This is a genomic window from Ruegeria sp. B32, assembly GCF_025141855.1.
GTDB lineage: Bacteria > Pseudomonadota > Alphaproteobacteria > Rhodobacterales > Rhodobacteraceae > Ruegeria > Ruegeria arenilitoris.
The window spans coordinates 435,890-457,919 of the sequence record NZ_CP081106.1 but is presented as its reverse complement, the minus strand read 5'-3'; the positions used below and the strand labels follow the sequence as shown (position 1 = coordinate 457,919).

At 61.4% G+C, this 22,030-nt stretch carries 21 protein-coding genes; 12 read left to right on the top strand and 9 right to left on the bottom strand.

The features are described 5' to 3' along the window. Positions 1-272: 272 nt before the first annotated feature. The 6 genes from K3752_RS02475 to K3752_RS02450 are packed head-to-tail and all read left to right on the top strand — an operon-like array spanning position 273 to position 4,876. A complete protein-coding gene (locus tag K3752_RS02475) occupies positions 273-2,246 on the top strand; it encodes a TonB-dependent receptor domain-containing protein (protein WP_260064720.1) in 1,974 nt (657 codons plus the stop codon). Positions 2,247-2,269: 23 nt separating this feature from the next. After that, positions 2,270-2,716, top strand: coding sequence for a hypothetical protein (locus K3752_RS02470; protein WP_174819620.1), 447 nt, complete (start codon positions 2,270-2,272; stop codon positions 2,714-2,716). A gap of 4 nt (positions 2,717-2,720) precedes the next feature. Further along, positions 2,721-3,386 (top strand): MotA/TolQ/ExbB proton channel family protein, encoded by a 666-nt coding sequence (locus tag K3752_RS02465; RefSeq protein ID WP_170405232.1) that lies wholly within the window; start codon positions 2,721-2,723, stop codon positions 3,384-3,386. A 31-nt stretch (positions 3,387-3,417) separates the two neighbouring features. After that, complete coding sequence (locus K3752_RS02460) at positions 3,418-3,747, top strand: biopolymer transporter ExbD (protein ID WP_260064715.1); 330 nt, start codon at positions 3,418-3,420, stop codon at positions 3,745-3,747. Continuing rightward, a complete protein-coding gene (locus K3752_RS02455; RefSeq protein ID WP_170524668.1) occupies positions 3,744-4,139 on the top strand; it encodes a biopolymer transporter ExbD in 396 nt (131 codons plus the stop codon). The genes K3752_RS02460 and K3752_RS02455 overlap by 4 nt, the downstream gene beginning before the upstream one ends. After that, entirely contained in the window at positions 4,136-4,876 is a 741-nt protein-coding gene (locus tag K3752_RS02450) for an energy transducer TonB (RefSeq protein WP_260064711.1), read from the top strand. The genes K3752_RS02455 and K3752_RS02450 overlap by 4 nt, the downstream gene beginning before the upstream one ends. 23 nt (positions 4,877-4,899) lie before the next feature. Here K3752_RS02450 and K3752_RS02445 read toward each other — a convergent pair whose 3' ends face one another. Then, the gene (locus tag K3752_RS02445; protein ID WP_260064709.1) at positions 4,900-5,829 is read right to left on the bottom strand and encodes a LysR family transcriptional regulator; all 930 of its coding nucleotides are present in this window, start codon (positions 5,827-5,829) and stop codon (positions 4,900-4,902) included. 111 nt (positions 5,830-5,940) lie between these two features. On the opposite strand from K3752_RS02445, the gene K3752_RS02440 reads away from it, so the two are divergent. Further along, complete coding sequence (locus K3752_RS02440) at positions 5,941-6,384, top strand: cupin domain-containing protein (RefSeq protein ID WP_170339584.1); 444 nt, start codon at positions 5,941-5,943, stop codon at positions 6,382-6,384. A 5-nt stretch (positions 6,385-6,389) separates the two neighbouring features. After that, positions 6,390-7,199: a glutathione S-transferase family protein gene (locus K3752_RS02435; protein ID WP_170405241.1), complete on the top strand. Its 810-nt coding sequence runs from the start codon at positions 6,390-6,392 to the stop codon at positions 7,197-7,199. Between the two features lie 172 nt (positions 7,200-7,371). Here the strand turns inward: K3752_RS02435 and xylA are convergent, their stop codons facing one another. The 4 genes from xylA to xylF form a co-directional block, all read right to left on the bottom strand. Then, positions 7,372-8,679, bottom strand: a complete 1,308-nt coding sequence (gene xylA / locus K3752_RS02430) for a xylose isomerase (RefSeq protein ID WP_170405243.1) — start codon at positions 8,677-8,679, stop codon at positions 7,372-7,374. Between the two features lie 8 nt (positions 8,680-8,687). Next, a complete protein-coding gene (locus K3752_RS02425) occupies positions 8,688-9,419 on the bottom strand; it encodes an ATP-binding cassette domain-containing protein (protein WP_093965003.1) in 732 nt (243 codons plus the stop codon). Positions 9,420-9,490: 71 nt separating this feature from the next. Beyond that, complete coding sequence (locus tag K3752_RS02420; protein WP_170340195.1) at positions 9,491-10,789, bottom strand: sugar ABC transporter permease; 1,299 nt, start codon at positions 10,787-10,789, stop codon at positions 9,491-9,493. A 63-nt stretch (positions 10,790-10,852) separates the two neighbouring features. Further along, positions 10,853-11,872 (bottom strand): D-xylose ABC transporter substrate-binding protein, encoded by a 1,020-nt coding sequence (gene xylF, locus K3752_RS02415; protein ID WP_170340192.1) that lies wholly within the window; start codon positions 11,870-11,872, stop codon positions 10,853-10,855. Between the two features lie 151 nt (positions 11,873-12,023). Between xylF and K3752_RS02410 the strand changes: the two genes are divergently transcribed. After that, positions 12,024-13,241 carry an ROK family transcriptional regulator gene (locus K3752_RS02410; protein ID WP_170581974.1) on the top strand — a complete coding sequence of 406 codons (1,218 nt, stop codon included), beginning with the start codon at positions 12,024-12,026 and terminating at the stop codon, positions 13,239-13,241. Next, complete coding sequence (locus K3752_RS02405; protein ID WP_260064705.1) at positions 13,231-14,742, top strand: CRTAC1 family protein; 1,512 nt, start codon at positions 13,231-13,233, stop codon at positions 14,740-14,742. Before K3752_RS02410 ends, K3752_RS02405 begins: the two co-directional genes overlap by 11 nt. On the opposite strand, the gene K3752_RS02400 is transcribed toward K3752_RS02405, so the two are convergent. From K3752_RS02400 to K3752_RS02385, 4 genes are all read right to left on the bottom strand, one after another. Then, positions 14,743-16,044 carry a cytochrome-c peroxidase gene (locus K3752_RS02400; protein WP_170365093.1) on the bottom strand — a complete coding sequence of 434 codons (1,302 nt, stop codon included), beginning with the start codon at positions 16,042-16,044 and terminating at the stop codon, positions 14,743-14,745. After that, positions 16,041-16,934 carry an aldose epimerase family protein gene (locus tag K3752_RS02395; protein ID WP_260064703.1) on the bottom strand — a complete coding sequence of 298 codons (894 nt, stop codon included), beginning with the start codon at positions 16,932-16,934 and terminating at the stop codon, positions 16,041-16,043. Before K3752_RS02395 ends, K3752_RS02400 begins: the two co-directional genes overlap by 4 nt. 59 nt (positions 16,935-16,993) lie before the next feature. Further along, positions 16,994-18,448 (bottom strand): xylulokinase, encoded by a 1,455-nt coding sequence (xylB, locus tag K3752_RS02390; RefSeq protein ID WP_260066240.1) that lies wholly within the window; start codon positions 18,446-18,448, stop codon positions 16,994-16,996. Between the two features lie 474 nt (positions 18,449-18,922). Continuing rightward, positions 18,923-20,416, bottom strand: a complete 1,494-nt coding sequence (locus K3752_RS02385) for a BCCT family transporter (RefSeq protein ID WP_260064702.1) — start codon at positions 20,414-20,416, stop codon at positions 18,923-18,925. A gap of 173 nt (positions 20,417-20,589) precedes the next feature. Here K3752_RS02385 and K3752_RS02380 point away from each other — a divergent pair, with 173 nt between their 5' ends. After that, on the top strand, positions 20,590-21,672 hold the full coding sequence (locus K3752_RS02380) for an AI-2E family transporter (RefSeq protein WP_260064700.1): 1,083 nt from the start codon (positions 20,590-20,592) through the stop codon (positions 21,670-21,672). 72 nt (positions 21,673-21,744) lie between these two features. Further along, complete coding sequence (locus K3752_RS02375) at positions 21,745-22,020, top strand: hypothetical protein (RefSeq protein WP_170367714.1); 276 nt, start codon at positions 21,745-21,747, stop codon at positions 22,018-22,020. Positions 22,021-22,030: the final 10 nt, after the last annotated feature.

Below are 22,030 nucleotides of genomic sequence, written 5' to 3'. Positions count from 1 at the left end.
TCCAAGGGGGTGCTGGCCCGGGTGCTGATCGCAAACAGCGTCCTGCTGGCAGTGCCGGAATTTCAGGCACGAAATTATGTTGACTGTTTTAGTCACCTTTATTAACGAACACAAGTCGCCACGAACAGGCGATTCCAAAAAACAGCAAAGAAACCGACCAGCGCCAGCGACCTGCAAGCATCTCCGGTCCTCACACTTGTTTCGAAGGGACAGAAATGCGTGCGCGTACTCATATTGCAGGCCTGCTTGGGACTGCCTCTTGCCTTGGTTTGATGGCGTCCATGGTTTGGGCGCAGGAACAGGATGACGGGTTCCTCGGGACCCTGGAACTGGGCGAAAGCAAACGCGAGATCCAGACCGGCACCGGGGTTCCGGTCACGAATATCGACCAGGAAGAGATCAACGACCGTCAGGCCAACACGGTGGCCGAGCTGATCGATTCGGTTCCCGGCGTCACCTTGGTGAACGGCTCGACCCCGCAAGGATCGGGCATCAACATCCGCGGATACGGGGCCAACGGCACCTTCGGCACCGACCAGAAGGTTCTGATCCTGGTCGACGGCGCCACCACCGGCGCGGAAGAGCTGTACCGGATCGGCAACCAGCTGTTCACCGATCCGCAGCTGTACAAAAGCGTCTCGGTCATCCGCGGCACGGTCGGGTCCTTCGAGTACGGCTCGGGCGTCGTCGGCGGCGTGGTTCAGCTGGAAACCAAGGACGCGTCCGACTTTACCGGTGGCGAACCGGGGTTCCGCTTCCGCCAGACGCTCGAGGGGTATTCCAACGGCAACGGCTTTGCCTCGTCGTCGATCCTGGCGTGGCAACCCAACCGGCAGACCGAATTCCTGTTCAACTATACCTATCGCGACCAAAGCGATCAAAAGGACGGCAACGGCGACTCGATCGGCAACAGCGCCTTTACCCTGCCGTCGCTGCTGGCCAAGGGGAAATACAGCTTTGGCGACAACCTTGAACATTCGATCACCGCGACCTGGAACCAGTCCTCCTCGGAAGAGCGCGACGTGCCCTATGATTCCTTCGGTACGACGGCGGACGCCTTTGGCAACGTGGACCGCGACATAGAAACCCGGATCGCCGTTCTGCGTTATCAGTACCGGCCGGCCGGCAACGATCTGGTCGATCTGGACGTCAATCTCAGCTATTCCGAGCAGTCCATCGACAGCAGCTATGTGCCCGGTTCGTCCAGCCTGGAGGGAACGCCCTTCTTCCCCGGCATCCGGGCGCTGGCCGATGCCACGCACAATTACGAAACCACCAAGCTGACGATCAAGAACAGCGCGTATTTCCAGACCGGGGCCGCGTCGCATGATCTGCGGTTCGGGGTGGAATTCATCGAGCGCGAGCGGCTGGACGCCCCATCGGCGCCGGGCGGCACCGACCGTCGCGTCGCGCTGTTTGCCGTTGACGACATCCAGTTCGGCGACCAGCTGACCGTCACGCCCGCGCTGCGGTATGAAACGCAGGACATCAAGGGCAACGGCGACGCGGCCGCGCCCTTCAACGCCAGCTATGACAACGACGCGCTGATGGGCGGCCTGTCGGCCCGTTACGAATTCGCCAGCGGCTTCGCGGTGTTCGCGGGCGGGGCCTATACCGAAAGCCTGCCGATCATCGACGATCTGGGCACACCGCTCTACATGACCCAGCCCGAGAAATCCCGCACCTGGGAGGCCGGCTTTTCCTATGACCGCGGCGACATCTTCGCCGCCGGCGACGCCCTGCGCGCCAAGGTCAATTTCTACAGCACCGATCTGTGGGACATCACCTCGTACGTGTCGGGCACTCCGTCCCAGCCCCTGTCCAAGGTCGAAACCGAGGGCGTCGAGATCGAGGCCTCCTATGCCCATGCCACGGGCTTCTACGTCGATTTCAACGCCAACATCGTGAACGCCACCGAGTTCAGCGCGGCGGGCATCGGATCGCCGTGGCGCAACGAACCCACGGATTCGGCGCGGATCACCCTGGGCAAGCGGTTCGGCGAAACCCTGGATGTCAGCTGGGAGATCTTCGGCGCGAGGTCGGGGCTCGATTCCTCGGGCGATCCGGTGGGCGGGTACGGGGTGAACACCCTGCGCGCGACCTATCTGCCGCAAGAGGGCGCGCTGGCAGGCTTCGAACTGCGCGCCGGGATCGAGAACATCTTTGACAAGGCCTATCAGCCGAACCTGTCGACCCGCAATTCGCCGGGCCGGAATTTCAAGCTGACCCTGGCCAAGACCTTCTGAACCCCACACGGAAAGGACCCGTCATGACAAAAGCCGTGCATCACCTTGTTCGGGCGGTCCTGCTGGCCCTGCCCCCCATCGCGGGGGCGGGGTTGGCCAGTGCCGAAGACACGCAGGGCGCGGGCGGCGTCACGATCGAGCTCAGCTCGGCCGTGGACCAGGATCAGGGCTGCCTGCTGAGCTTCGTGGTCGAAAACGCCCATCCCGCCGATATCGGCGGCGCCGTCTATGAAACGGTGCTGTTCGGCGCGCAAGGCGAAGTGGCCCTGCTGACGCTGCTGGATTTCCAGGACCTGCCCGCCGGGCGGCCCCGCGTACGCCAGTTCAAATTCGCCGGCCTGGCCTGCAATCAGATCAGCCGGATCCTGATCAACGGGGTGCAGGACTGCGCCTATCCCGGCGATCTGACCGATGCCTGCCTATCCGGCCTGACGCTGCGCAGCCGCCTCGAGACCGAATTGATTGGATGACCCGATGGATGCGTTTCTGCAAAGACTGACCGCAATTCTGGACCTGGGCGGCCCGGTCGTGGCCGTGCTGATCGCAACCTCGGTCGCGACCATGGCGCTGATCCTCTACAAGCTGTGGCAGTACAAGGCCGCCGGGGTCGGGCGGCATGTCGAGCTGTCGCAGGCCATCGAAGCCTGGGACCGCAACGACCGGGCAACCGCGCGCGCGCATCTGGACCGAAGCCGCAGCTATCTGGCGCCGGTGGTCGCCATGGCGCTGGAGGGGCACGGGCCGGAACTGATGGACCGCGCCGATGCCGAGGCCGAGGCGCGCTTTGCCGGGCTGGAACGCGGACTGAACGTGCTGGACATGGTCTCGCAGCTTGCGCCGCTGCTGGGGCTGTTCGGCACCGTGCTGGGCATGATCGAGGCCTTCCGAACCCTTCAGGAGGCCGGCAACGCGGTGGATCCGGCGCTGCTGGCCGGCGGCATCTGGGTTGCGTTGATGACGACCGCCGCGGGGCTGGCCGTGGCCATGCCCACCTCGCTGGTCCTGACCTGGTTCGAGGCGCGGATGACCCGCGAACGGGTCTTTGCCAACCGCGCGCTGCGCACGGTGTTTGCCCCCGGCCACGCCGCCGCGTCACGCCCGGCCATCCCGTCCTCAGAGGCGCTGGCCCATGGCGCTTGAAACCCGCAAAAGGCGGCGCCGGCGCCTGTCGATGACATCGCTGATCGATGTCATCTTTCTGCTGCTGCTGTTCTTCATGCTCACCTCGACGTTTTCGAAATATGCCGAGGTCGAGCTGACCACCGCCGCGGCGGGCGGGGCGCAGGCCCAGCGGTCCATCCGGTTCATCAAGCTGGAACGCGACCGCATCCTGATAGACGGCACCGAAGTCGCGCCCGAAGCGGTCGCCGCCCGGTTCGACGGCCGGACCGACGAGCTGGCCTTGATCAGCCTGGGCGGCGGGGCGACCTCGCAGCAGTTGATCGACTTGCTGACCGCCCTTGCGCCCGTGTCCCGGCTCAGCACGCAGGTCATCGGATGATCCGGCTGACCCCCAAAACGAAACCCGGCCGCGAGCCGACGATCGCCCTGATCAACGTGGTCTTTCTGATGCTGGTCTTCTTCATGATCGCAGGCACGCTGGCGCCGCCTCTGGGCCAGGCGGTGCAACTGGTGCGGACGGCGGATCTTGAAGGGCGCGAGCCGCCGGATGCGCTGGTCATCCGCGCCGACGGCGTGCTGGAATATCGCGGGGCCGAGCTGACGGATGTAGCGGCCTATGTCGAGCGCGCCTCGATCGACCTGCCATTGGACGCCGTGCGGCTGGTGCCCGACCGGGCCTTGCCGGCGGTGCGGCTGAAACAGATCAGCGACGCCCTGCGTACCTTGGGCGCCAACCGGGTCTTCGTCGTGACCGAACGGGGCCTGCCATGATCCCGCAATCCCGCATCATGGCCGCCGTGCTGGTCGTGCTGGCCGCCGCGACCCACGCCGCCGCCCTGTTCGAATTCGACACGGACGAAGCGGTTCTCATCGAAGGCGGTGGCGCGGTTGCCCCTGCGGCGCTGGGGTCCTCGTTCCGGGATTACGCGGCCGGAACCGTAGCCTCGCCCCCGGCGGCCGCGCAGCAATCACCCGTTGCCCCAGCACAGACCGCGCCAGAGGCCCCGGCGGACCGTGCGCGCGCGCAGACGGCCATCAGGGTGCAGGCGCAGGCCCCGGCCCAGCGGCAGAACGCCCATACGCCGACCCTGCAAAAACCCGAGCCTCAACAGGCCCGGCCTCCAAAACCACCCACCCCGACCGGCAATGCCGCGGACAGCCGAAAAAAGGGCAGCGCCACCGGCAAGGCGGTGACCGGGGCGGCCTCGGCGAAACGGACGAACCGCGCCGCGCAGAAACAGGGAAATGCCGAGGCCAGCACCTATGCCGGTCTGGTCAAGCGCAAGATTTTGCGCGCCCGTCGCAAAAGCGTGAATATCCAAGGCTCGGTTCTGGTGGCCTTTCGCATCGCCGACAACGGCGCGCTGGCGTCGGTCAGCGTTGCCCGCAGCTCGGGCTCGGCCCGGCTGGATCAGGTCGCACTGGCGCAGGTCCGGGCCGCCGCGCCCTTCCCGCCGCCGCCGGCCTCGGCCCGGCGCACCTATTCGATGGAAATCGTCAGCAAATAGAAACTCAACCCGCGCTTGTCCGGCTACCTGGTGTCCAGCGGCTTCAGCAGATCGAACACTTGTTGCCGCATCCATTTTGCCATCGGATTTGCATCCGATCGTCTGTGCCAGATAGCTATGATGTTGACGGGTTCGATTTCGAACGGCGGGGCAAGGACCTTCAGGCCGAACTCCGGCGCAAACTTCCTGGCCAGCTGAGAAGGCACCAAGGCCACAAGATCGCTTGCACTAACCACTCGGCACACCCCTGAAAACACCGGAAGCGTCATCGCGACGTGCCTTTTTCGACCAACTTTCGCCAGAGCCGCGTCACCCATCGCCGCCAGTTTGCCCTCGGGTGAAAACAGCACATGCGACAAGGCGCAGAAGGTTTCCATCGGAAGTTCGGTGCCGTCTTCGACCTGTGCAAGGAACGGATTGTCAACGCGGCCGACGACCATGAAGGACGACCGGAACAGCACCTCTCGGCTGATCCAATCCGGTGCATCTGTATCCGGGATCAACGCGAGATCAGCATTGTAGCGCTCAAGACTCTCGACATAGTTCTCGGGAACAAGATCCACCAATTGCGCGACCATCTTCGGAGCCTTGCGGTTCAGAACGCCCCCAAGGCCGGGCATCAGCAGCTCGGCGAAAAAGTCGCTGGCCGCGATCTTGAAAGTTTCGGATGCCTGCCTGGGGTCGAAATCGTCATTGCGGCTCAGCAGACTTTCCAGTCGATTGAGTTCCTCACGCAGCCCGTCCTTGATCGAAACCGCAAAATCCGTTGGGACAAGCTGATTTCCCCGCCGCACAAACAGATCGTCACCCAAGGCGTGCCGCAGGCGGTTCAACGCATTCGACACTGCGGATTGCGAGACCCCAAGTCTTTCCCCTGCCTTGGTGGTGGACCCCGCCGTCAGAATCGCGTCAAGAACACGGAGCAGGTTCAGATCAAGCGTTGCGAAATTCATGTCGGTAATACCGCGTATTATGAACTTTCGTTAGATTGATACCGTTTTTTGCGCCTACAAGTAAGGTACCGAAAGCGCTTTCGTTTCATGTCGGATCAAAGGACAGAAGCGATGCATGATCATCTGGTTGATGACGCCACGCTCGAATGGCAGGGCGTTCGTTACAAAACAATTCTGGACCCCGCTGAAACCGGGGGCGCCATGTCGATTGTAGACAGCCTTTCGCCGGTCGGAAGCGGTCCGCCACGGCACATCCATCAGGCAGAAGACGAAGTCTTCGTGATTTTGACCGGTGTCTGCAAAGTCTGGGTCGAAGGTGTCGAAACGCGTGTCGGCCCGGGCGAAAGCATCTTCATACCCCGCGGAAAAGAACATACGTTCAAGGTCATCGGTGATGAGCCCAGCCGTCACCTTGTCATTCTCACACCGGGAGGTTTCGAGGGCTTTTTCCACGCCATGGCAACGGCCCAGTACAAAATTCCGGAAGACATGCCGGACATCGAGGCCGTAGCCGCCAAGTACAACCTGTCATTTACTGGCCCTCCATTGGATTGAACGTCATGACCCAGCACATCGTCTATCATATTCCTGTGTGTCCCTTTTCACAGCGGCTTGAAATTCTGCTGGCGTTGCGGGGGATGAGGGACCGGGTGGAGTTCCGCGTCGTGGACATCACCAAACCCCGCGATCCAGAGCTGCTGAAGAAAACGCGCGGAACGACCGCTCTGCCGGTTCTCGAGACTCTGGACGGGCAGATCATCAAGGAAAGCCTGGTGATCCTGCGCTATCTCGATGAAATGCTCGAAGGGCCAAAGCTGCGGCGCAGCGACCCGGCCGAGCATGCGGTCGAGTCGATGCTGATTGCCAAAGAGGGCGCCTTCACGATGACCGGCTACGTCTATGTGATGAACCAGGACCCCGCGCAGAAAGATGCCCACAACGAAAAACTGCTCGCGCTTTATCGTGACCTCAATGACTTTCTTCTGACCCACAACCCGAACGGTGTTTTTCTGTTCGATCAGTTCGGGTTGGCCGAGGCGGTATTCACACCGATGTTCCAGCGCTTCTGGTTTCTGGAATACTACGAAGACTTTGAACTCCCGCAAAACGGCGAGTACGACAGAGTCCGAAACTGGAAAGCCGCCTGCATGGCCCATGAGGCCACGGGGCAGGTGACACAAGACGAAATCGTGAAACTCTACTACGACTATGCATTGGGTGCCGGAAACGGAGCGTTGGTGGGCGGCCGCAAAGTGTCGAGCTTTGCGTTCGAGCCACATTGGAAGTCGAGGCCAATGCCACCGCGGGACAAATATGCCGGGACGGCATCGGACAAAGAACTTGGGCTGGTAGTCCCGGCATCTGATTGAAGCCAGAAGGCACGCGGGTCGATCGGGGGCACCCGCCGCGGAGGACCGGCGCCCACAACACGCATTCGAATATGGCCCGGTGGTGCACAGTCGGTCTTAAGTCATGAATACCGGCTGATTAAACCGAACCAGTCTTAGGCTTCCGGGCGCGGAACCGTTGAACCTTTAGCCGTCAGACAAACCTGTTGACGTAGTTCTCCAAGCGCTCCTGCCTTCCGGATCGAGGCTCGGGATTGATACCTTCGGCCAACACTCGAGCCGCGATTTCATCCAGCGATGAGGCAAGCATGGATTGCGCCTCCGGGCTGCCCCATCCGGAGTATCTGTCGGTCAACGCGGCATCAAGCCCGCCATCCTCGATCATCGCGGCGGCGGCCTTCAACCCGCGGGCACAGACGTCCATGCCGCCCACATGCGCCGCGACAAGATCCTCGGGGTCGATCGACTGGCGGCGGATCTTGGCGTCGAAATTCGTGCCCCCGGTCGAAAACCCTCCGGCCTTGAGGATGTAGTAGTAGGCCAACGCGACTTCGGGCACGTTGTTGGGAAACTGGTCGGTGTCCCATCCAGATTGATAATCGTTCCGGTTCATGTCGATCGAACCCAGCATACCCTCGGCCGCCGCCACGGCGATCTCATGTTCAAAGCTGTGGCCAGCCAGGATCGCGTGGCCCTGTTCCAGGTTCAGCTTCACTTCGTCTTCCAGCCCGTATTTCCTGAGAAACCCGATGCAGGTTGCGGCGTCGTAGTCGTACTGGTGCTTGGAGGGTTCCTGTGGCTTTGGCTCGACCAGGATGGTGCCCTTGAACCCGATCTTGTGCTTGTAGTCGACCACCATGTTCAGGAACCGTCCCATATGGTCCAGTTCCAGCCCCAGATCGGTGTTCAGCAACGTCTCGTAGCCTTCGCGCCCGCCCCACAACACATAGTTCTCGCCGCCCAGCTTGTGGGTCGCATCCATACAGGATTTCACGGTTGCTGCGGCAAAGGCAAAGACGTCCGGATCAGGATTCGTGCTGGCACCCCCCATCCAGCGGCGATGGCTGAACATGTTGGCGGTGCCCCAAAGCAGCTTGGTTCCCGACGCCTGCATCTTTTCACCGACATAGTCGGTGATTTCCTCGAGCGTGCGCAGGTTTTCGGCAAAGTTGCCCTGTTCGGGGCGAATATCCGCATCGTGCCAGCAGAAATAGGGCTGTCCCAGTATTTCAAACATCTCAAAGGCGACATCGGCCTTCATCCGGGCGCGTCCCATGTCGTCTTGCGGGTGCCACGGGCGAACAAGGGTCGGACCACCGAACGGGTCTCCGCCCTCCCATGCGAAAGAGTGCCACCAGGCGACGGCAAAGCGCAGATGGTCCTCCATGCGCTTGCCCAACACCACTTCGTCCGGGTCATAGTGACGGAACGCCAGCGGGTTCCGACTGTCTACGCCTTCGTACCGGACCTTTTCGATACCCTCGAAGAAACCGCTTGTCATACCTGCCCCTATTCCGAGTTTTGACCGGGCTGCTTGCCCAGAATGATCATCGACAGCAGATCGTCGTCGGTCACGTCCGCGATATCGACCGTGCCGACCAGCTTGCCGTTCTTCATGACCGAGGCCCGATCGCACAAATCCATGACCGCATGGACATCATGGTCGATCAGGAAAATTCCGATCCCCTGCGCCTTGAGCTGGTGAATCAGATCGGCAACCATCTGCGTCTCGTGTGGGCCCAAGGCGGCCGTCGGTTCGTCCATGATCAGGATGCGGGCGTTGAAATAGACAGCCCGCGCGATGGCCACCGACTGTCGCTGGCCTCCGGACAGAGCCGAAACCGGATCGTTGAACTTCTGAAAATTGGGGTTCAGCTGCGCCATGATCTTACGGCATTCGGCCTCCATCGCCGCGTCGTTGACCAGACCGAATGGCGTAGTCATTTCGCGTCCCAGGAACAGGTTCGAGGTGGCGTCCAGATTGTCGGCCAAGGCCAAGGTCTGGTAGATCGTCTCGATATTGTTGGCCCGCGCGTCGCGCGGATTGTTGATCTCGACCGGTTTGCCGTCGATCAGGATCTGCCCGTGGTCCATCTGATAGGCTCCGGACAGGACCTTGATCAGCGTCGATTTGCCAGCCCCGTTGTGCCCAAGCAATCCCACCACCTCGCCGGGATACAGATCGACCGAGACCTGGTCGACGGCCTTGATCCCGCCGAACGAGATCGAAATGTCTCGCATCTCGACCAGAGGTGGTTGCCCGGATCCGCGACCGGATGCCGGCGGCGTTTTCTGAGTTTCCTGCGCTTGCGTCATTTTCCACCCAATCGCTTGCGATAGACGATGTCGATATAGACGGCCAGAACCAGCACGCTTCCGACGACGATGTTCTGGAACGGCGCATCCACGCCGACCATGGCCATGCCCGATTGCAGCGCCTGCATGATCAGCGCACCAAGGATCGCGCCATAGATGGTGCCGATCCCGCCGGACAGGGCGGTTCCGCCAATGACCGCAGCCGCGATCACTCGCAGTTCGTCCAGTGTTCCGATGTCGTTGGAATGGTTGGCCAGCCGCGCCGAGGCGACCACTGCCGAAACCGCACACAGGAAGCCCATCAGCGCAAAGATCTTGACGGTCAGCAGGCGGGTATTGATACCCGACAGCTCGGCTGCGTCCGGGTTGCCGCCGGTCGCGAAGATATAGCGCCCAAAACGGGTTTTGCGGGCCACGACCGTCAGGGTCACAGCGACGATGATCAGGATCAGGACCGAGATCGGGATGCCGTACCCGACGATCAGGCCCTCGGGCATCGTCTCGCCGCGGGCTTCGAACATACGCTGCAACCGGCGCGTCGGAATGGCATAGCTGTTCAGGATGTACACATATCCCAAGATGCTTGCGGCAATGATACCGGCGAGCGTTGCCTCGGCCCAGACGGGTTTGACCGGGAAGCCATGCGCCGCCTTGGCCCGGCGGCTGCCCCACAGCGCCCAGATCGCAATGGCCGCCGCAAACAACCCGAACAGCCAGCTTGCCGTTGTTCCCAACGTTCCGTTCGTTCCCCCGAACATCATGAAATTACTGTCCAGCGGCCCGATTGTCTGCCCGCTTGTCAGATACCAGGCGACGTTGCGCCAGACCAGAAAGCCACCCAAAGTCACGATGAACGCCGGAATGGTCAGGTAGCCGACCATCCAGCCATGAAACGCTCCGATCAGCGTTCCGATGGCAAGACCGACCAGAATGGTGATGATCCAGGTGGCGGGATGGTCCAGACCCATCCCCAACACGCGCGGCAACAACTCGGTCTGCGTCATGGCCATTACCGCCGAGGTGGTCGCCAGCAAAGCGCCAACGGACAGGTCGATGTGCCGGGTTACGATGATGAACACCATACCGCAGGCCATGATCGCCACCGAAACCGATTGGATCGACAGGTTGAACAGGTTGCGGGGCGTCAGGAACCGCCCGTCAGTGACGATATTGAACCCGATGCACAGGATCACGAATGCGCCGATCATGCCCAAAAGCCGCATGTCCAGTTCCAGCTGCTGGAACAGGCTTGGCTTGGTTTTCTGAGGTATCGGCTGAGACGAAGTTTCGGTCATTTCCGATCTTTCATATTCAGCAAGGGTCCCCGGCCCGCCCATGCAGGCCGGGGACTTTGGAGTTTAGTTGCAGGGTGCGGGGCCGTTCTCGACGCCTTGGCACAGATCTTCCAGCGCGATCCATCCGGCATCCACAACAACCGACAGATTGTCCTTGGTGATCGGAACCGGAGCCAGGAAGACAGAATTCATCGTCGTTCCACCCGGCGAGGTCCAGCTGACCACTCCGTCGATTTCCGACGGGTCGGTGCCACTGCTGAGTGCGACGGCAATCTCGCCGGCGGCCTTGCCCAGTTCGCGTGCGTCCTTCCAGACGGAAACGGTCTGCGTACCCAAGGCTACGCGGTTCAGCGCGGCGTGATCGCCATCCTGACCCGACACTGGGATACCTTCCATGCCCTGCGCGGTCAGCGCCGCGACAACGCCACCTGCGGTCCCGTCATTCGACGCGACAACCGCATCGACCTTGTTTTCATTGGCGGTCAGGATCTGTTCCATGTTCCGCTGCGCATTGGCGGGCAACCAGCCATCGGTATAGGCTTCACCGACGATCACGATGTCACCGCTGTCCAGCGCCGCCTGAAGGATTTCCTGCTGACCACCGCGCAGGAAGTCCGCGTTCGGATCCGTAGGCGAACCCTTGATCATGACGTAGTTGCCCTTGGGCATCGCCTCGTACACGGCGCGCGCCTGCATGCGTCCCACTTCGACATTGTCGAAGGTCAGGTAGAAGGCGCGATCGTCCTCGATCAGGCGGTCGTAGGCGATGACGGGAATGCCCTCATCCGCGGCGGCCTGTACGGCCGGACCGATGGCCTGCGCGTCCTGCGCCAGAATGATCAGAGCGTCCACACCCTGTGCGATCAGGCTTTCGATGTCCGACAGCTGCTTGGCCGCGGACGACTGGGCGTCCGCCGAGATATATTCGGCCCCACCGGCCTCAAGCGCAGACTTGATTGCCGCTTCGTCCGTCTTCCAGCGCTCTTCCTGAAAGTTGGACCAGCTTACACCGACGACCGGCTCGGCAAAGACAGCCGAGCCAACCATGGCAACAGCAGCTGAAAAGCTGAGAATTCGTTTCATGATTTCCTCCCGTTGATGGGGCCATCGCGTCATGATTCGCGGCCCTCGTATTTCTGCGTATCATATTTATTTCAGCGGGTAAAATATTTACTCTGTTCGTGGACCTCAAATCCCAATAGATTGAGGCCAACAGAAGATTCGCGGAGACAAGATGCTGAAAAGCAAGGCTTCTCAAAACTCGCTGGACCAACGGAATGCCACGCGCCTGCGGGTGTTGGAGCATATCCGGACCAAGGGATCGATTTCGCGGATCGACATCGCATCGGCCCTGCAGACCAGCCCGGCGACCGTCACCGCTGCAACCGCTGACCTGATTTCCGCCGGCCTGGTCCGAGAGACCGAAGGCGAGGCGCATTCCAAATCTGCCAAACGCGGGCGGCCGCGGGTTCTTCTGCAACTGGACGGGCCCTCCTATCTTGTGGCGGGCCTCAAGGTCGCGCGCCAGGTAATCTCGGTCATCCTGGTCGATTTCGAAGGCAACGAAGTCACCTCGCACATGTACGCCTTGCAAGATGCCAGAATGTCTCCGCGCGATTTCGTCCGCACTGTGCGCCTTGCGCTTGAGGAGACCTGCGCAAAGATCGACCGTACGATCGACGGGCTTTCAGGTGTTTCCATAGGCATCGCCGGTTTGGTCGATGCCGAGAGGAATTTCGTGCATTGGTCATCTTCGATCACCGAGCGCAATGTGAACTTCGCCGCGTTTCTGGACGAAGGCCTGCCGTGCCCGGCCTTCATCGAAAACGATGCGAACCTGGTGGCCAAGGCCGAACAGCTGTTCGGGCTGGGCAAGGGCCTGTCGAACTTTCTTGTCGTCACGATCGAGCACGGTGTCGGACTGGGCATCGTTCTGGACGGCAAGCTGTTCCGGGGCAACCACGGCTGCGGGGCCGAATTCGGGCACGCCAAGGTCCAGTTGGACGGGGCGCTGTGCCAATGCGGGCAACGGGGATGCCTCGAGGCCTATGTCGGCGATTATGCATTGATCCGAGAAATGACCGTCGCCGGGCAAAGCAGCGCGCTGGAAACCGTTTCCGACATTCACGACCGCGCGCACGCCGGAGACCAACGGGCCGTTTCCGTTCTGGCCCGCGCCGGCCAGATGTTCGGCTTGGGCCTGTCCAACCTCATCAATCTGTTTGCCCCAGATTGCATCATTCTGTCCGGAGCACAGGTCAGCTTTGAGCACCTGTGTTCGGACGACGTGATGGCGCGCATTCGAAACGGAGTGGTGAATGTCGACACCGCCCTGCCCGAGATCAAGGTGCATCATTGGGGCGACCTCATGTGGGCCAAGGGCGCGGCGGCCTACGGGATCGAGCAAGTGTCCATCCTGAAGGTGCAGGAGATCGCAGCCCATGCGAGCTGAACTCGCCCTTGTGGCGGCCCTCGCCACGACCGCCAGTGCCGATCCTGCCATCCCCCGGTATCAACCGATCGATGTTCCCTCTCATGTCTACGACGGCGGTTGGGAGCATTTCGTGGGTGGCGGCGTCGCGGTTTTCGACTGCAGCGGAGACGGCTTACCGGAACTCTTCCTTGCTGGTGGGGCGAACCCATCGCAGCTGTTCCGAAACACCTCTCAGGCGCAAATCTCCTTCCAGGCCAACACGCCAGAGCCGCTGTCGCTGACAGGTGTAACCGGCGCCTACCCGATGGACATCGACGGCGATACCCTCCTGGACCTTGTGGTTCTGCGCGTTGGGCCGGACCTGTTGCTCAAAGGTGGGCCCGATTGCCAGTTCAGCCCATTCGCGGGGCCGGGGTTTGAGCCCGATGACCACTGGACCACGGCCTTCTCGGCCACGTGGGAACCCGGGCGGACACTGCCCACTCTGGCCTTCGGAACCTATGTGGACCGCGACAATCCGAATGGCCCATTCGAGGCCTGCGGCCCCACTCTGCTGTACCGCCCCCTTGGCGAAGCCTATGGCCCGCCCGTTCGGCTGGAACCCGGATACTGTGCGCTGTCGGCTTTGTTCTCGGATTGGGGCCGGACCGGGCGCGCGGATCTGCGGATCAGCAACGATCGGCACTACTATGTCCGTGACGGACAGGAACAGATGTGGGCGATGGAAGACACTCCGCGCCTGTATGATCAGGCCGAAGGCTGGCTGCCCTATTCGATCTGGGGCATGGGCATCGCCTCGCGCGATCTGACGGGGGATGGCTATCCCGATGTCTACCTGACCTCGATGGGAGATCAGAAATTCCAGATTTTCGACCCCAAGGCCGGCGGTCCCACATGGCGTGATGCGACCTATGACAAGGGCACGACCGCACATCGGCCGCACATCGGCGCGGACGGGCGACCATCGACCGGTTGGCACGCGCAATTCGCGGATGTGAACAACGATGGGCGTGACGACATTTTCGTCGCGAAGGGCAATGTCGAACAGATGCCGGATGCGGCGCAGGACGACCCAAACAGTCTGTTGCTGCAGCTGGAATCCGGTCAGTTTTTCGAATCCGCGGCTGAGGCCGGTGTGGCGTCGATGGCCAAATCTCGCGGCGCCGCGCTGCATGATCTGAACAATGACGGCTGGTTGGACCTGGTTGTAGTCAATCGCGGATCACCCGCCGAAATCTATCAGAACCAGCCCGCAACAGGGAACTGGGTCATGGTGAATCTGGGCCAGCATGACATCAATTCTCAGGCCATCGGCGCCTTTGTCGAAGTCCGGACCGCTGCCGGATTTCAGACCCGCGAGATCACGATCGGCGGAGGCCATGCCAGCGGGATGGCAGGGCCGCATCATTTCGGTCTGGGCGACGCCAGGACCGTGGACATTCGTGTCGTCTGGCCCGGCGGAGACCGCTCGGACTGGGAGACATACGACACCAACCGGATCATCCGACTGCGGCGCTGATCACTTGTCGACTGGCAGCCCACTGGGCACCCGCTCTGGTACACCCAGCCGTTCGGCGGGATCCTCCAGTGCAGCCAGAAAGCTCAGGATGTCGTCAATCTCTGCATCTGACAGGGCAATCGGTTGCAGTTCGTTGGCCGCGGCGATGGCATCGACCAAGGCCGGATCCTGTAGCGGCCGTTGATCATCGGCTCCGGGAAAGACAGGCAGATCTGCCATTTCGATCGAGTAGCGCCGCAACGCGCCTTCGGGGTCAAGGTGGTGCCGTACCACGTCCTCGAGCCGAGCATAGGCGCCATCGTGACCATAGGGCGCAGTCAGCGTCACATTGCGCAGCGACGGCGTCCGGAACGCAAACGCATCTTCGGTTGCACCGGTTACGCGCAGTCGACCATCATCCCGGACGTGGTTTTCAAAACGAGCAGCCTTTCCCGGGCCGATCTGCGGCATCGCGATCGCATGAAACCCGTGGTCAGTCTGAAACCACCCCGAATGGCACGATCCGCAACCGGCCTTGCCGTAAAACAGCTGCATGCCGCGCGCCGCGTCGGGCGGCAGAGGTTCCTCTCCGCGCATCGCGCGATCAAAGGGACTGTTGTCGGCACGCCATTCAAAGGCGATGAAGTCGGCAATCGCGTTGGCGATGGCTACGAACGAGACCTCCTTTTCGGGGGTCACGTCGCGGAACATCCTTTGATATTCCGGAACCAAAGCCACCCGCCCGGCGATCAGGTCCCATGCACCACCCTGTTGCGTCAGAAGGCCCAGCCGCACCGCCTTGCTGATCGGGTTTTCCGAATAATGTCCGGCCATCTCATCCGGCGACAGAACCGGGAACATGGCCTGAGCCGCCAATGCCGAGCGGAACCCCGGCCGCATATGCTGCCCCAACGGTGTTCTGATGCCGAAAGGTTGCTCAGGAGCATCCTCGAGCCTGCCGTCGTGAAAAAACGTCGTGAACTCGGTCGCGCCAAGGTTCCAGAGGGCCGGGGAATTGCGCGGGATGCGCTGTTCGGGCAGGTTGTCAGACCCAAGCCCGCGGGCGCTGCCCAGCCCAATCCCGCCTTCTCCGATGCCCAGCGACATCCCGTCCGAGGTCCCGAACCTTGGGTGGTGGCAGGTGGCGCAACTGATGTTTTCGTTTCCCGACAGGATCGGGTCGTAGAACAGCATTTGCCCCAGTTCCACGATCGCAAGGTCGGGCTCGATGAACTCGGGAGCCGGGCCAAGGTTCTGGGCCGCTGTCCCGGTGGCAAAGCTGGCGAAAACAGCCAAGGCCGATAAGGAACGGATCACGCTCATGCCCCTGCCTCGGATATCTCAAGCATCAGCGTCTGGTGATACGGTTTCTCGGACGTACATATGATCGAGGGGAACGCGGGGACGTTCGGCGCATTCGGATAGCCCGATGGCTCGATACAGAGCCCGGCATGCGGCGCAAATGGCGCGGACAAATGGGCGGCAGAGTAGACCTGCGCCCCGGGCTGATCGGAATGGACCGTCATCGTCAATCCCGACGGCGCCGCAAGGGTGGCAACCGGTTGGGCCACCTTGCCGCCGGTGCCGAACAGGAAGAAGTGATCGAGGTCCGTGGCGGCCTGTCCGATCGGTTCGGGGGCCGCGAAATCCAGCCCGACCGATGCAGAGTCGACGATCCCGCCAGACGGTATCCCCTGATCGTCCAGTTCCAAGTGACGATCTGACGCCAACTGCAATCGGTGCTCGGAGATGCCTCGAGCGGACCCCAACGTGTAGTAGTTGTGTTGCGCGATGCTGATCGGGGTCGGCCTGTCCGGCCAGGCAGAGATCGAATATGTCAGGCGAGGGAAATCCAACCGGACCCTGACCTCGAAGCGCACAGCCCCCGGAAATCCGCCCGCGCCGTGGGGCGAGACATGGACCAGCACCGCCTCGCACGGCGAAAGCTGCTCGACCTGCCAGAACTGGCGCGAGAGCCCTTCTGCTCCCCCATGCAGCGTATTCGACCCTTCGTTCGCAATCAGCGCATGATAAGTGCCGTCCAAATCGAACCCTGCGCCGCCGATCCGGTTGGCAACCCGCCCGACGAGCGCGCCCAGATAGAACGGGTCGTTCAGGTATTCGGTCGGGTCGTCATAGCCAAGGATCAGCGGTTGGCCCTTGTACCACCACCCTTGCGTGATCGCTCCATAGCCCAGCAATGACACCCGCATGTCCCCGTCTTGCAGGACGATAACCGGGATATCAGTGCAATCAGTGCGACTTTTGTTCATCATCCAGCCAATGGCGCCAGCGCCTTGTAATACGCTCTGTATCGTCTGTAGGCGCTGTCATAGGCTTCGGTCAAATCACTCTGCGGTTCGATGATGGCGTCGATCTCTGGCGGGGTCATGATCTGTTCGGGTGTTGCGTCTCCGGCTGCGCACATGGCCAGCCGCGCGGCACCAGTCGCAGCCCCGAACGCGCTTCCCTTGGGCAGGGCCAGCGGCACATTCAGCGTGGTGGCGATGGTCTGAAGCCAGTAGCGGGACCGCGCACCGCCACCTACGGCAATCAACTGCGCCGGTTCGGTACCGGTGCTCCTCAGGGCCTCAAGGCAATCGCGCATTGCAAAACCGACACCCTCCATCACTGCCTGCACCAGATCCGTCGGCTCCGAAGCGATGTCTAGGCCCAGAAAAGCTCCTCGGATGGTGCTGTCATTATGCGGCGTCCGCTCGCCGGACAGGTAGGGCAGAAAGGTCAACGACGACGGCCCGTTTGGCTGGTCGGGCAGCGCCCCGGCCAGCGCCTCGACCGGTTGGCCCAGATTGCGTGACAGCCAGTTCAGGCTGTTGGTCGCCGACAGGATGACGCCCATCTGAATCCATCGCCGAGGCACCGCGTGGCAAAAGCAATGAACCGCCGTCTCGGGTGCCGGTGCATAGCTGTTCCGAGCCATCAGCAGCACACCCGAGGTGCCAAGAGACAGAAACCCGGACCCCTCGTCGATGCTGCCGATACCGCAAGCGGCCGCGGCGTTGTCGCCAGCACTGCCAGCGACCACAACCGGGCCGGACAGCCCCCATTCCCGAAGCAGTTCATCCCGCAGTTCGCCACCATGGTCAGTGCCCTCGACCAGTCGCGGCATCTGATCGGGCCTCATGTGACCCAACTCCAGCGCCCTGTCCGACCAGTCTCGCGCGCCGACATCCAGCCAGGACGTTCCCGCGCTGTCGGACATGTCACTGACATATTCCCCGGTCAGCCAGAACCGCAGATAATCCTTCGGCAACAACACCATGGCCGTTCGGGCGAACAGGTCGGGTTCATGGGCACGGACCCATTCCAGCTTGGGCGCGGTGAACCCGGGGAACACGATATTGCCCGTGATCTCGCGCATCCCGGGGGTCTGGTCCAACTCTTTGGCCTCTTGCGCCGATCTGGTGTCATTCCACAGAATGCACGGCCGCAGGACGGTGCCGTCCCGATCCAACAGCGTTGCGCCGTGCATGTGGCCACTCAGTCCGATCGCCCGCAGTTGCGCCAGTGCATCGCCGTTCGTCTCACGCAGCCGGCCCATGACGGTCGCGCAGGCGCCGATCCAGTCCTGCGGGGCTTGTTCGGACCATCCCGGTTGCGGGTTCGACGTGGCGATCTCAGCCTCAGCCTCGGCCAGAACCTGCCCGGCTTCGTCCACAAGAATTCCCCTGAGACCCGAAGTTCCCAGATCCAAACCCAGATACACGAGACGCGCCCTCACCCATATTATTTTAGTTGGTAAAATTATTAACCGAGATCAGAAAATGTCAACACCGGAATCCGCCGCGCAAATTCATACGACACAAATAGGGCGGAATGCCCGGTCCTCACCCAACCTCTTTGATCGGCAGCGGATCAAAAAGCTCTCTGCCAATACGCTGTTTGGGCGCTCAAGACTTAGTTCGCTGTGGGTTGCCAACTCTTGCGCATGCTGCCCTATATCTCGGAGATCAAGGCGGGTGTCTCGTTGCATGACGCCATCAGCATGGGGCATGGCTGCAACTCAACCTTCCAGGAAAACGCGCGGGTTCTTTGGGTTACGCCCATCAGGTTTGATGGATGGCGACATCCCCTTTCCCGGCGAACGGGCCTCAGGGATCCGGGCGCAGGCACAGCCAGATCAGAAAGCCCAGGTACAGAAAGACGGTGACGTTCAGAACAGTATCCAGAAACTCGCCTGTCATGGCCCTTCCTCCCGCGCTAGCACCCGGAACAGACAGACCACCAGAACCGGAACTATGAAAACAAAGGCGATCGCCGAAATTGCGATCACAGATCGCACCAGCCCGATATCCCCGACAAAGACCATGGCAAGCCCCAACGCACCCAGAATTGCCCCCCACACCGTGCGGATCCGGGGAGACGGGTTTTCATCACCACCGGTTCCGATCATCGCGAGGGTAAATCCGGCGCTGACGACGCTGGTGACCACAAACAGAAACGCCGCGACGATGGTCGCTGTCTGCGTCAGTCCGGACAGTGGAAACCGCTGAAGCAACGCGAATGTGGTCGCATCCAGGTTCTGCTGATTGACCACGGACAAGGAACCTTGCTGCCGCAGCGCGTCGAAAAACCCAAACCCGCCAAACACGCCAAACCAAAGGATCGAGAACAAGGTTGGCGCGACGATCACACCCAAAAGAAACGCCCGGATCGTTCGGCCCCGGGAAATCCGGGCGATGAAGATACCGACGAACGGCGACCAGGCCAGCCACCAGATCATGTAGTTCAGAGTCCAATCCTGGAACCAGTTGACGAGGTCGTCACCAAAGAACTCGGCCGTGGCAAACCCTGCGGGCAGAACGTGGAACACGTATCTCCCGAAGCCGCTCACGATACCGTTCATCAGATATGAAGTGGGGCCAAGGGTCAACAGATAGACCATCATTGCCACGGCGATCAGCATCGCAGCATTGGACAGCTTCGCCATGCCGTCCCCCAGATCCCGGCGCAGAGGGATGACAAAGGCCACACACATGGCGAAAAAGACCGGAAGCGTCAGAGCCGCCGAATCCGCCACGCCAAGCAATCCGGCCAGCCCGGTTTGCACCTGAAACACTCCCATGGCCAGCGAACCAGCCAACCCCACGGCAATGGCAACGATTGACAGAAGATCAAAGCCCCAGCCCATCGCCCGAACCCACGGGGCCGACCCCAGAGCGTCGTTCAATGGCGCGCTCAGCAGCAGAGTGCCCCCACGGCGGAAGGCGAAATAGGCAATGATCAGACCGACCACCCCGTAGATTGCCCAGGCATGAAAGCCCCAGTTCAGGTAAGTTACGAACAGCGCGTTCCCGGCGGCCCTCGGATCGGGCTCGTATTTTCTGAGCTCTTCGAAATGGGTCAGCGGCTCGGCTGCACCATAAAACAGCAGCCCAACCCCCATCCCGGCCGCAAACAGCATGGCGATCCATGCGGGAGTCGAAAACTCGGGCTCGGCACCATCCGGCCCCAACCGGATGCGCCCAAAGCGCGAAAAGGCCAGAAACAGCGCAACGAACAACAGGCCGCTGGCCTCGAGCATGATGAACCAGCCCCGGCTTTCGAACTGCGTCGCAACCGCGGCAGACGCCAACCGGCCCAGCCCCGCCGGGTCGACAAGACCCCAAATCGCGATGCCTGCGCTGATCGCAAGCGCGATGGCAAGCAGCGAGTTGGTCGATGTGCGGCGCATGGGCTTTGGTCCTTGGATTTTATCCAAGGCCGAGCGTAGAGACCCGTTTGCAACCTGTCCAGAAATCAACTCTTTCGAGAATTTTGTTTGAGAACAGCCGAATATCTGTGCCTAATGGCGGAACCGACCAACGGTGGCGGGCCGCAATGGTGCTGAGCCCGCAGGAGACGTGCATGGCAACTCAACCCAAGGCCGACAACCAGCGCGTGGGCAAGCCTGGGCTGACCTTCTGGTATCAGCTGGTTGTTCTGCTGTTTCTGACCATCGCGTCATTGGTGCTGGCGTCCTCGGTTCTGATACCGCTTTCCTTCGCCATACTGTTGTTTGTGCTGCTTACTGCAACATCTGACCGGATCCAACGGATCGTCATTCTGGGCCATTCCGTACCGAAATGGATGGCGCATCTTGGGGCCTTGTGCCTGATCCTGTTTGGATTGCTGATCATCCTGTCGATCCTGTCCAGCCAGGCCGGTCTGGTGTCCGAGGCTTTCCCGAAATACGAAGAGCGCCTGTCCGGTATTCTGGCAAAACTTGTCGCCCTCGTCGGCAACGAGAACTATGCCGCGGCCCAGAAGGCGCTGAGCCAGATCAACCTGTCGGGTTTTGCCGGCAGCATCATCGGGTCCGCCGGCGCCTTTCTCAGCGCCTTCTTCCTTGTACTGCTCTATGTGCCGTTCATGCTGGTTGAACGCGTGCCGATGCAGACCAAGATTGACCTCGCGATCTCGGATCCAACGCTTGCCAACAAAGTTCGCAACGTGCTGCACAGCACGTCCGCCAGCATCCAGCGCTATGTCGGGATCAAGACTTTCGTCAGCGCGCTAACCGGGTTCGGCAGCTTTCTTGTCATGTGGGCGGTCGGGTTGGATTTCGCCGAGACCTGGGCGGTTCTGGCCTTTCTGTTGAATTTCATCCCCACGGTCGGCTCGATCATCGGTGTCGCCCTGCCCTCTCTGGTCGCTCTTGTCCAGTTCGAGGAACTGAGCCCGTTCCTGATGGTGCTGTTGGGGTGCGGGGCCGTGCAATTCTCGGTCGGAAACATTCTTGAGCCGACCTTGCTGGGCAAAAGCCTGAACTTGTCCCCTCTCATGGTCATACTGGCCCTGACATTCTGGACCGCGATCTGGGGCATTCCCGGTGCGCTGATGAGCGTGCCGATCACTGTCTGCATCATGATCATTCTGACCCACATTCCGGCCACGCGCCCCATCGCCATACTGATGTCGGGCGATGGCCGTGTGGGTCCCGAAGACTGATCTCGGTGCCGACAAACCGGATTACCGGCCCATCGCCCGCGCGACTGGCCGCTTCACGAAAGGACAACGCCAATGGTTACCAAAGCGGAACTTGAACAGCAGGTTGCTGAGTTGAAGCGACAGCTCGAAGAGCAGGCCGAGGAGAAAAAAACGGGCGCGCGCAAGGCGGGCGAAAAGGTGAAAGAGGCCGTCCAGGACATTCCCGATAAGTTGTCGGCAGAGTTCGAAGACTGGTCCGGTGAGATTGAGACCGCGCTGGCCGAGTTGGACGCCATGCCACACAAGAAAGCCATCCTGTTCGCCCTGGGCGTTTTCGCTCTGGGCTACGTGATCGGTCGGTCCAGGTAGGAGACAGTCA

Coding starts and splice junctions, on each gene's coding strand:
- K3752_RS02475 (WP_260064720.1), top strand. CDS start 273: ATGGCGTCCATGGTTTGGGCGCAGGAACAGGATGACGGGTTCCTCGGG.
- K3752_RS02470 (WP_174819620.1), top strand. CDS start 2,270: ATGACAAAAGCCGTGCATCACCTTGTTCGGGCGGTCCTGCTGGCCCTG.
- K3752_RS02465 (WP_170405232.1), top strand. CDS start 2,721: ATGGATGCGTTTCTGCAAAGACTGACCGCAATTCTGGACCTGGGCGGC.
- K3752_RS02460 (WP_260064715.1), top strand. CDS start 3,418: ATGACATCGCTGATCGATGTCATCTTTCTGCTGCTGCTGTTCTTCATG.
- K3752_RS02455 (WP_170524668.1), top strand. CDS start 3,744: ATGATCCGGCTGACCCCCAAAACGAAACCCGGCCGCGAGCCGACGATC.
- K3752_RS02450 (WP_260064711.1), top strand. CDS start 4,136: ATGATCCCGCAATCCCGCATCATGGCCGCCGTGCTGGTCGTGCTGGCC.
- K3752_RS02445 (WP_260064709.1), bottom strand. CDS start 5,829: ATGAATTTCGCAACGCTTGATCTGAACCTGCTCCGTGTTCTTGACGCG.
- K3752_RS02440 (WP_170339584.1), top strand. CDS start 5,941: ATGCATGATCATCTGGTTGATGACGCCACGCTCGAATGGCAGGGCGTT.
- K3752_RS02435 (WP_170405241.1), top strand. CDS start 6,390: ATGACCCAGCACATCGTCTATCATATTCCTGTGTGTCCCTTTTCACAG.
- xylA (WP_170405243.1), bottom strand. CDS start 8,679: ATGACAAGCGGTTTCTTCGAGGGTATCGAAAAGGTCCGGTACGAAGGC.
- K3752_RS02425 (WP_093965003.1), bottom strand. CDS start 9,419: ATGCGAGACATTTCGATCTCGTTCGGCGGGATCAAGGCCGTCGACCAG.
- K3752_RS02420 (WP_170340195.1), bottom strand. CDS start 10,789: ATGACCGAAACTTCGTCTCAGCCGATACCTCAGAAAACCAAGCCAAGC.
- xylF (WP_170340192.1), bottom strand. CDS start 11,872: ATGAAACGAATTCTCAGCTTTTCAGCTGCTGTTGCCATGGTTGGCTCG.
- K3752_RS02410 (WP_170581974.1), top strand. CDS start 12,024: ATGCTGAAAAGCAAGGCTTCTCAAAACTCGCTGGACCAACGGAATGCC.
- K3752_RS02405 (WP_260064705.1), top strand. CDS start 13,231: ATGCGAGCTGAACTCGCCCTTGTGGCGGCCCTCGCCACGACCGCCAGT.
- K3752_RS02400 (WP_170365093.1), bottom strand. CDS start 16,044: ATGAGCGTGATCCGTTCCTTATCGGCCTTGGCTGTTTTCGCCAGCTTT.
- K3752_RS02395 (WP_260064703.1), bottom strand. CDS start 16,934: ATGCGGGTGTCATTGCTGGGCTATGGAGCGATCACGCAAGGGTGGTGG.
- K3752_RS02385 (WP_260064702.1), bottom strand. CDS start 20,416: ATGCGCCGCACATCGACCAACTCGCTGCTTGCCATCGCGCTTGCGATC.
- K3752_RS02380 (WP_260064700.1), top strand. CDS start 20,590: ATGGCAACTCAACCCAAGGCCGACAACCAGCGCGTGGGCAAGCCTGGG.
- K3752_RS02375 (WP_170367714.1), top strand. CDS start 21,745: ATGGTTACCAAAGCGGAACTTGAACAGCAGGTTGCTGAGTTGAAGCGA.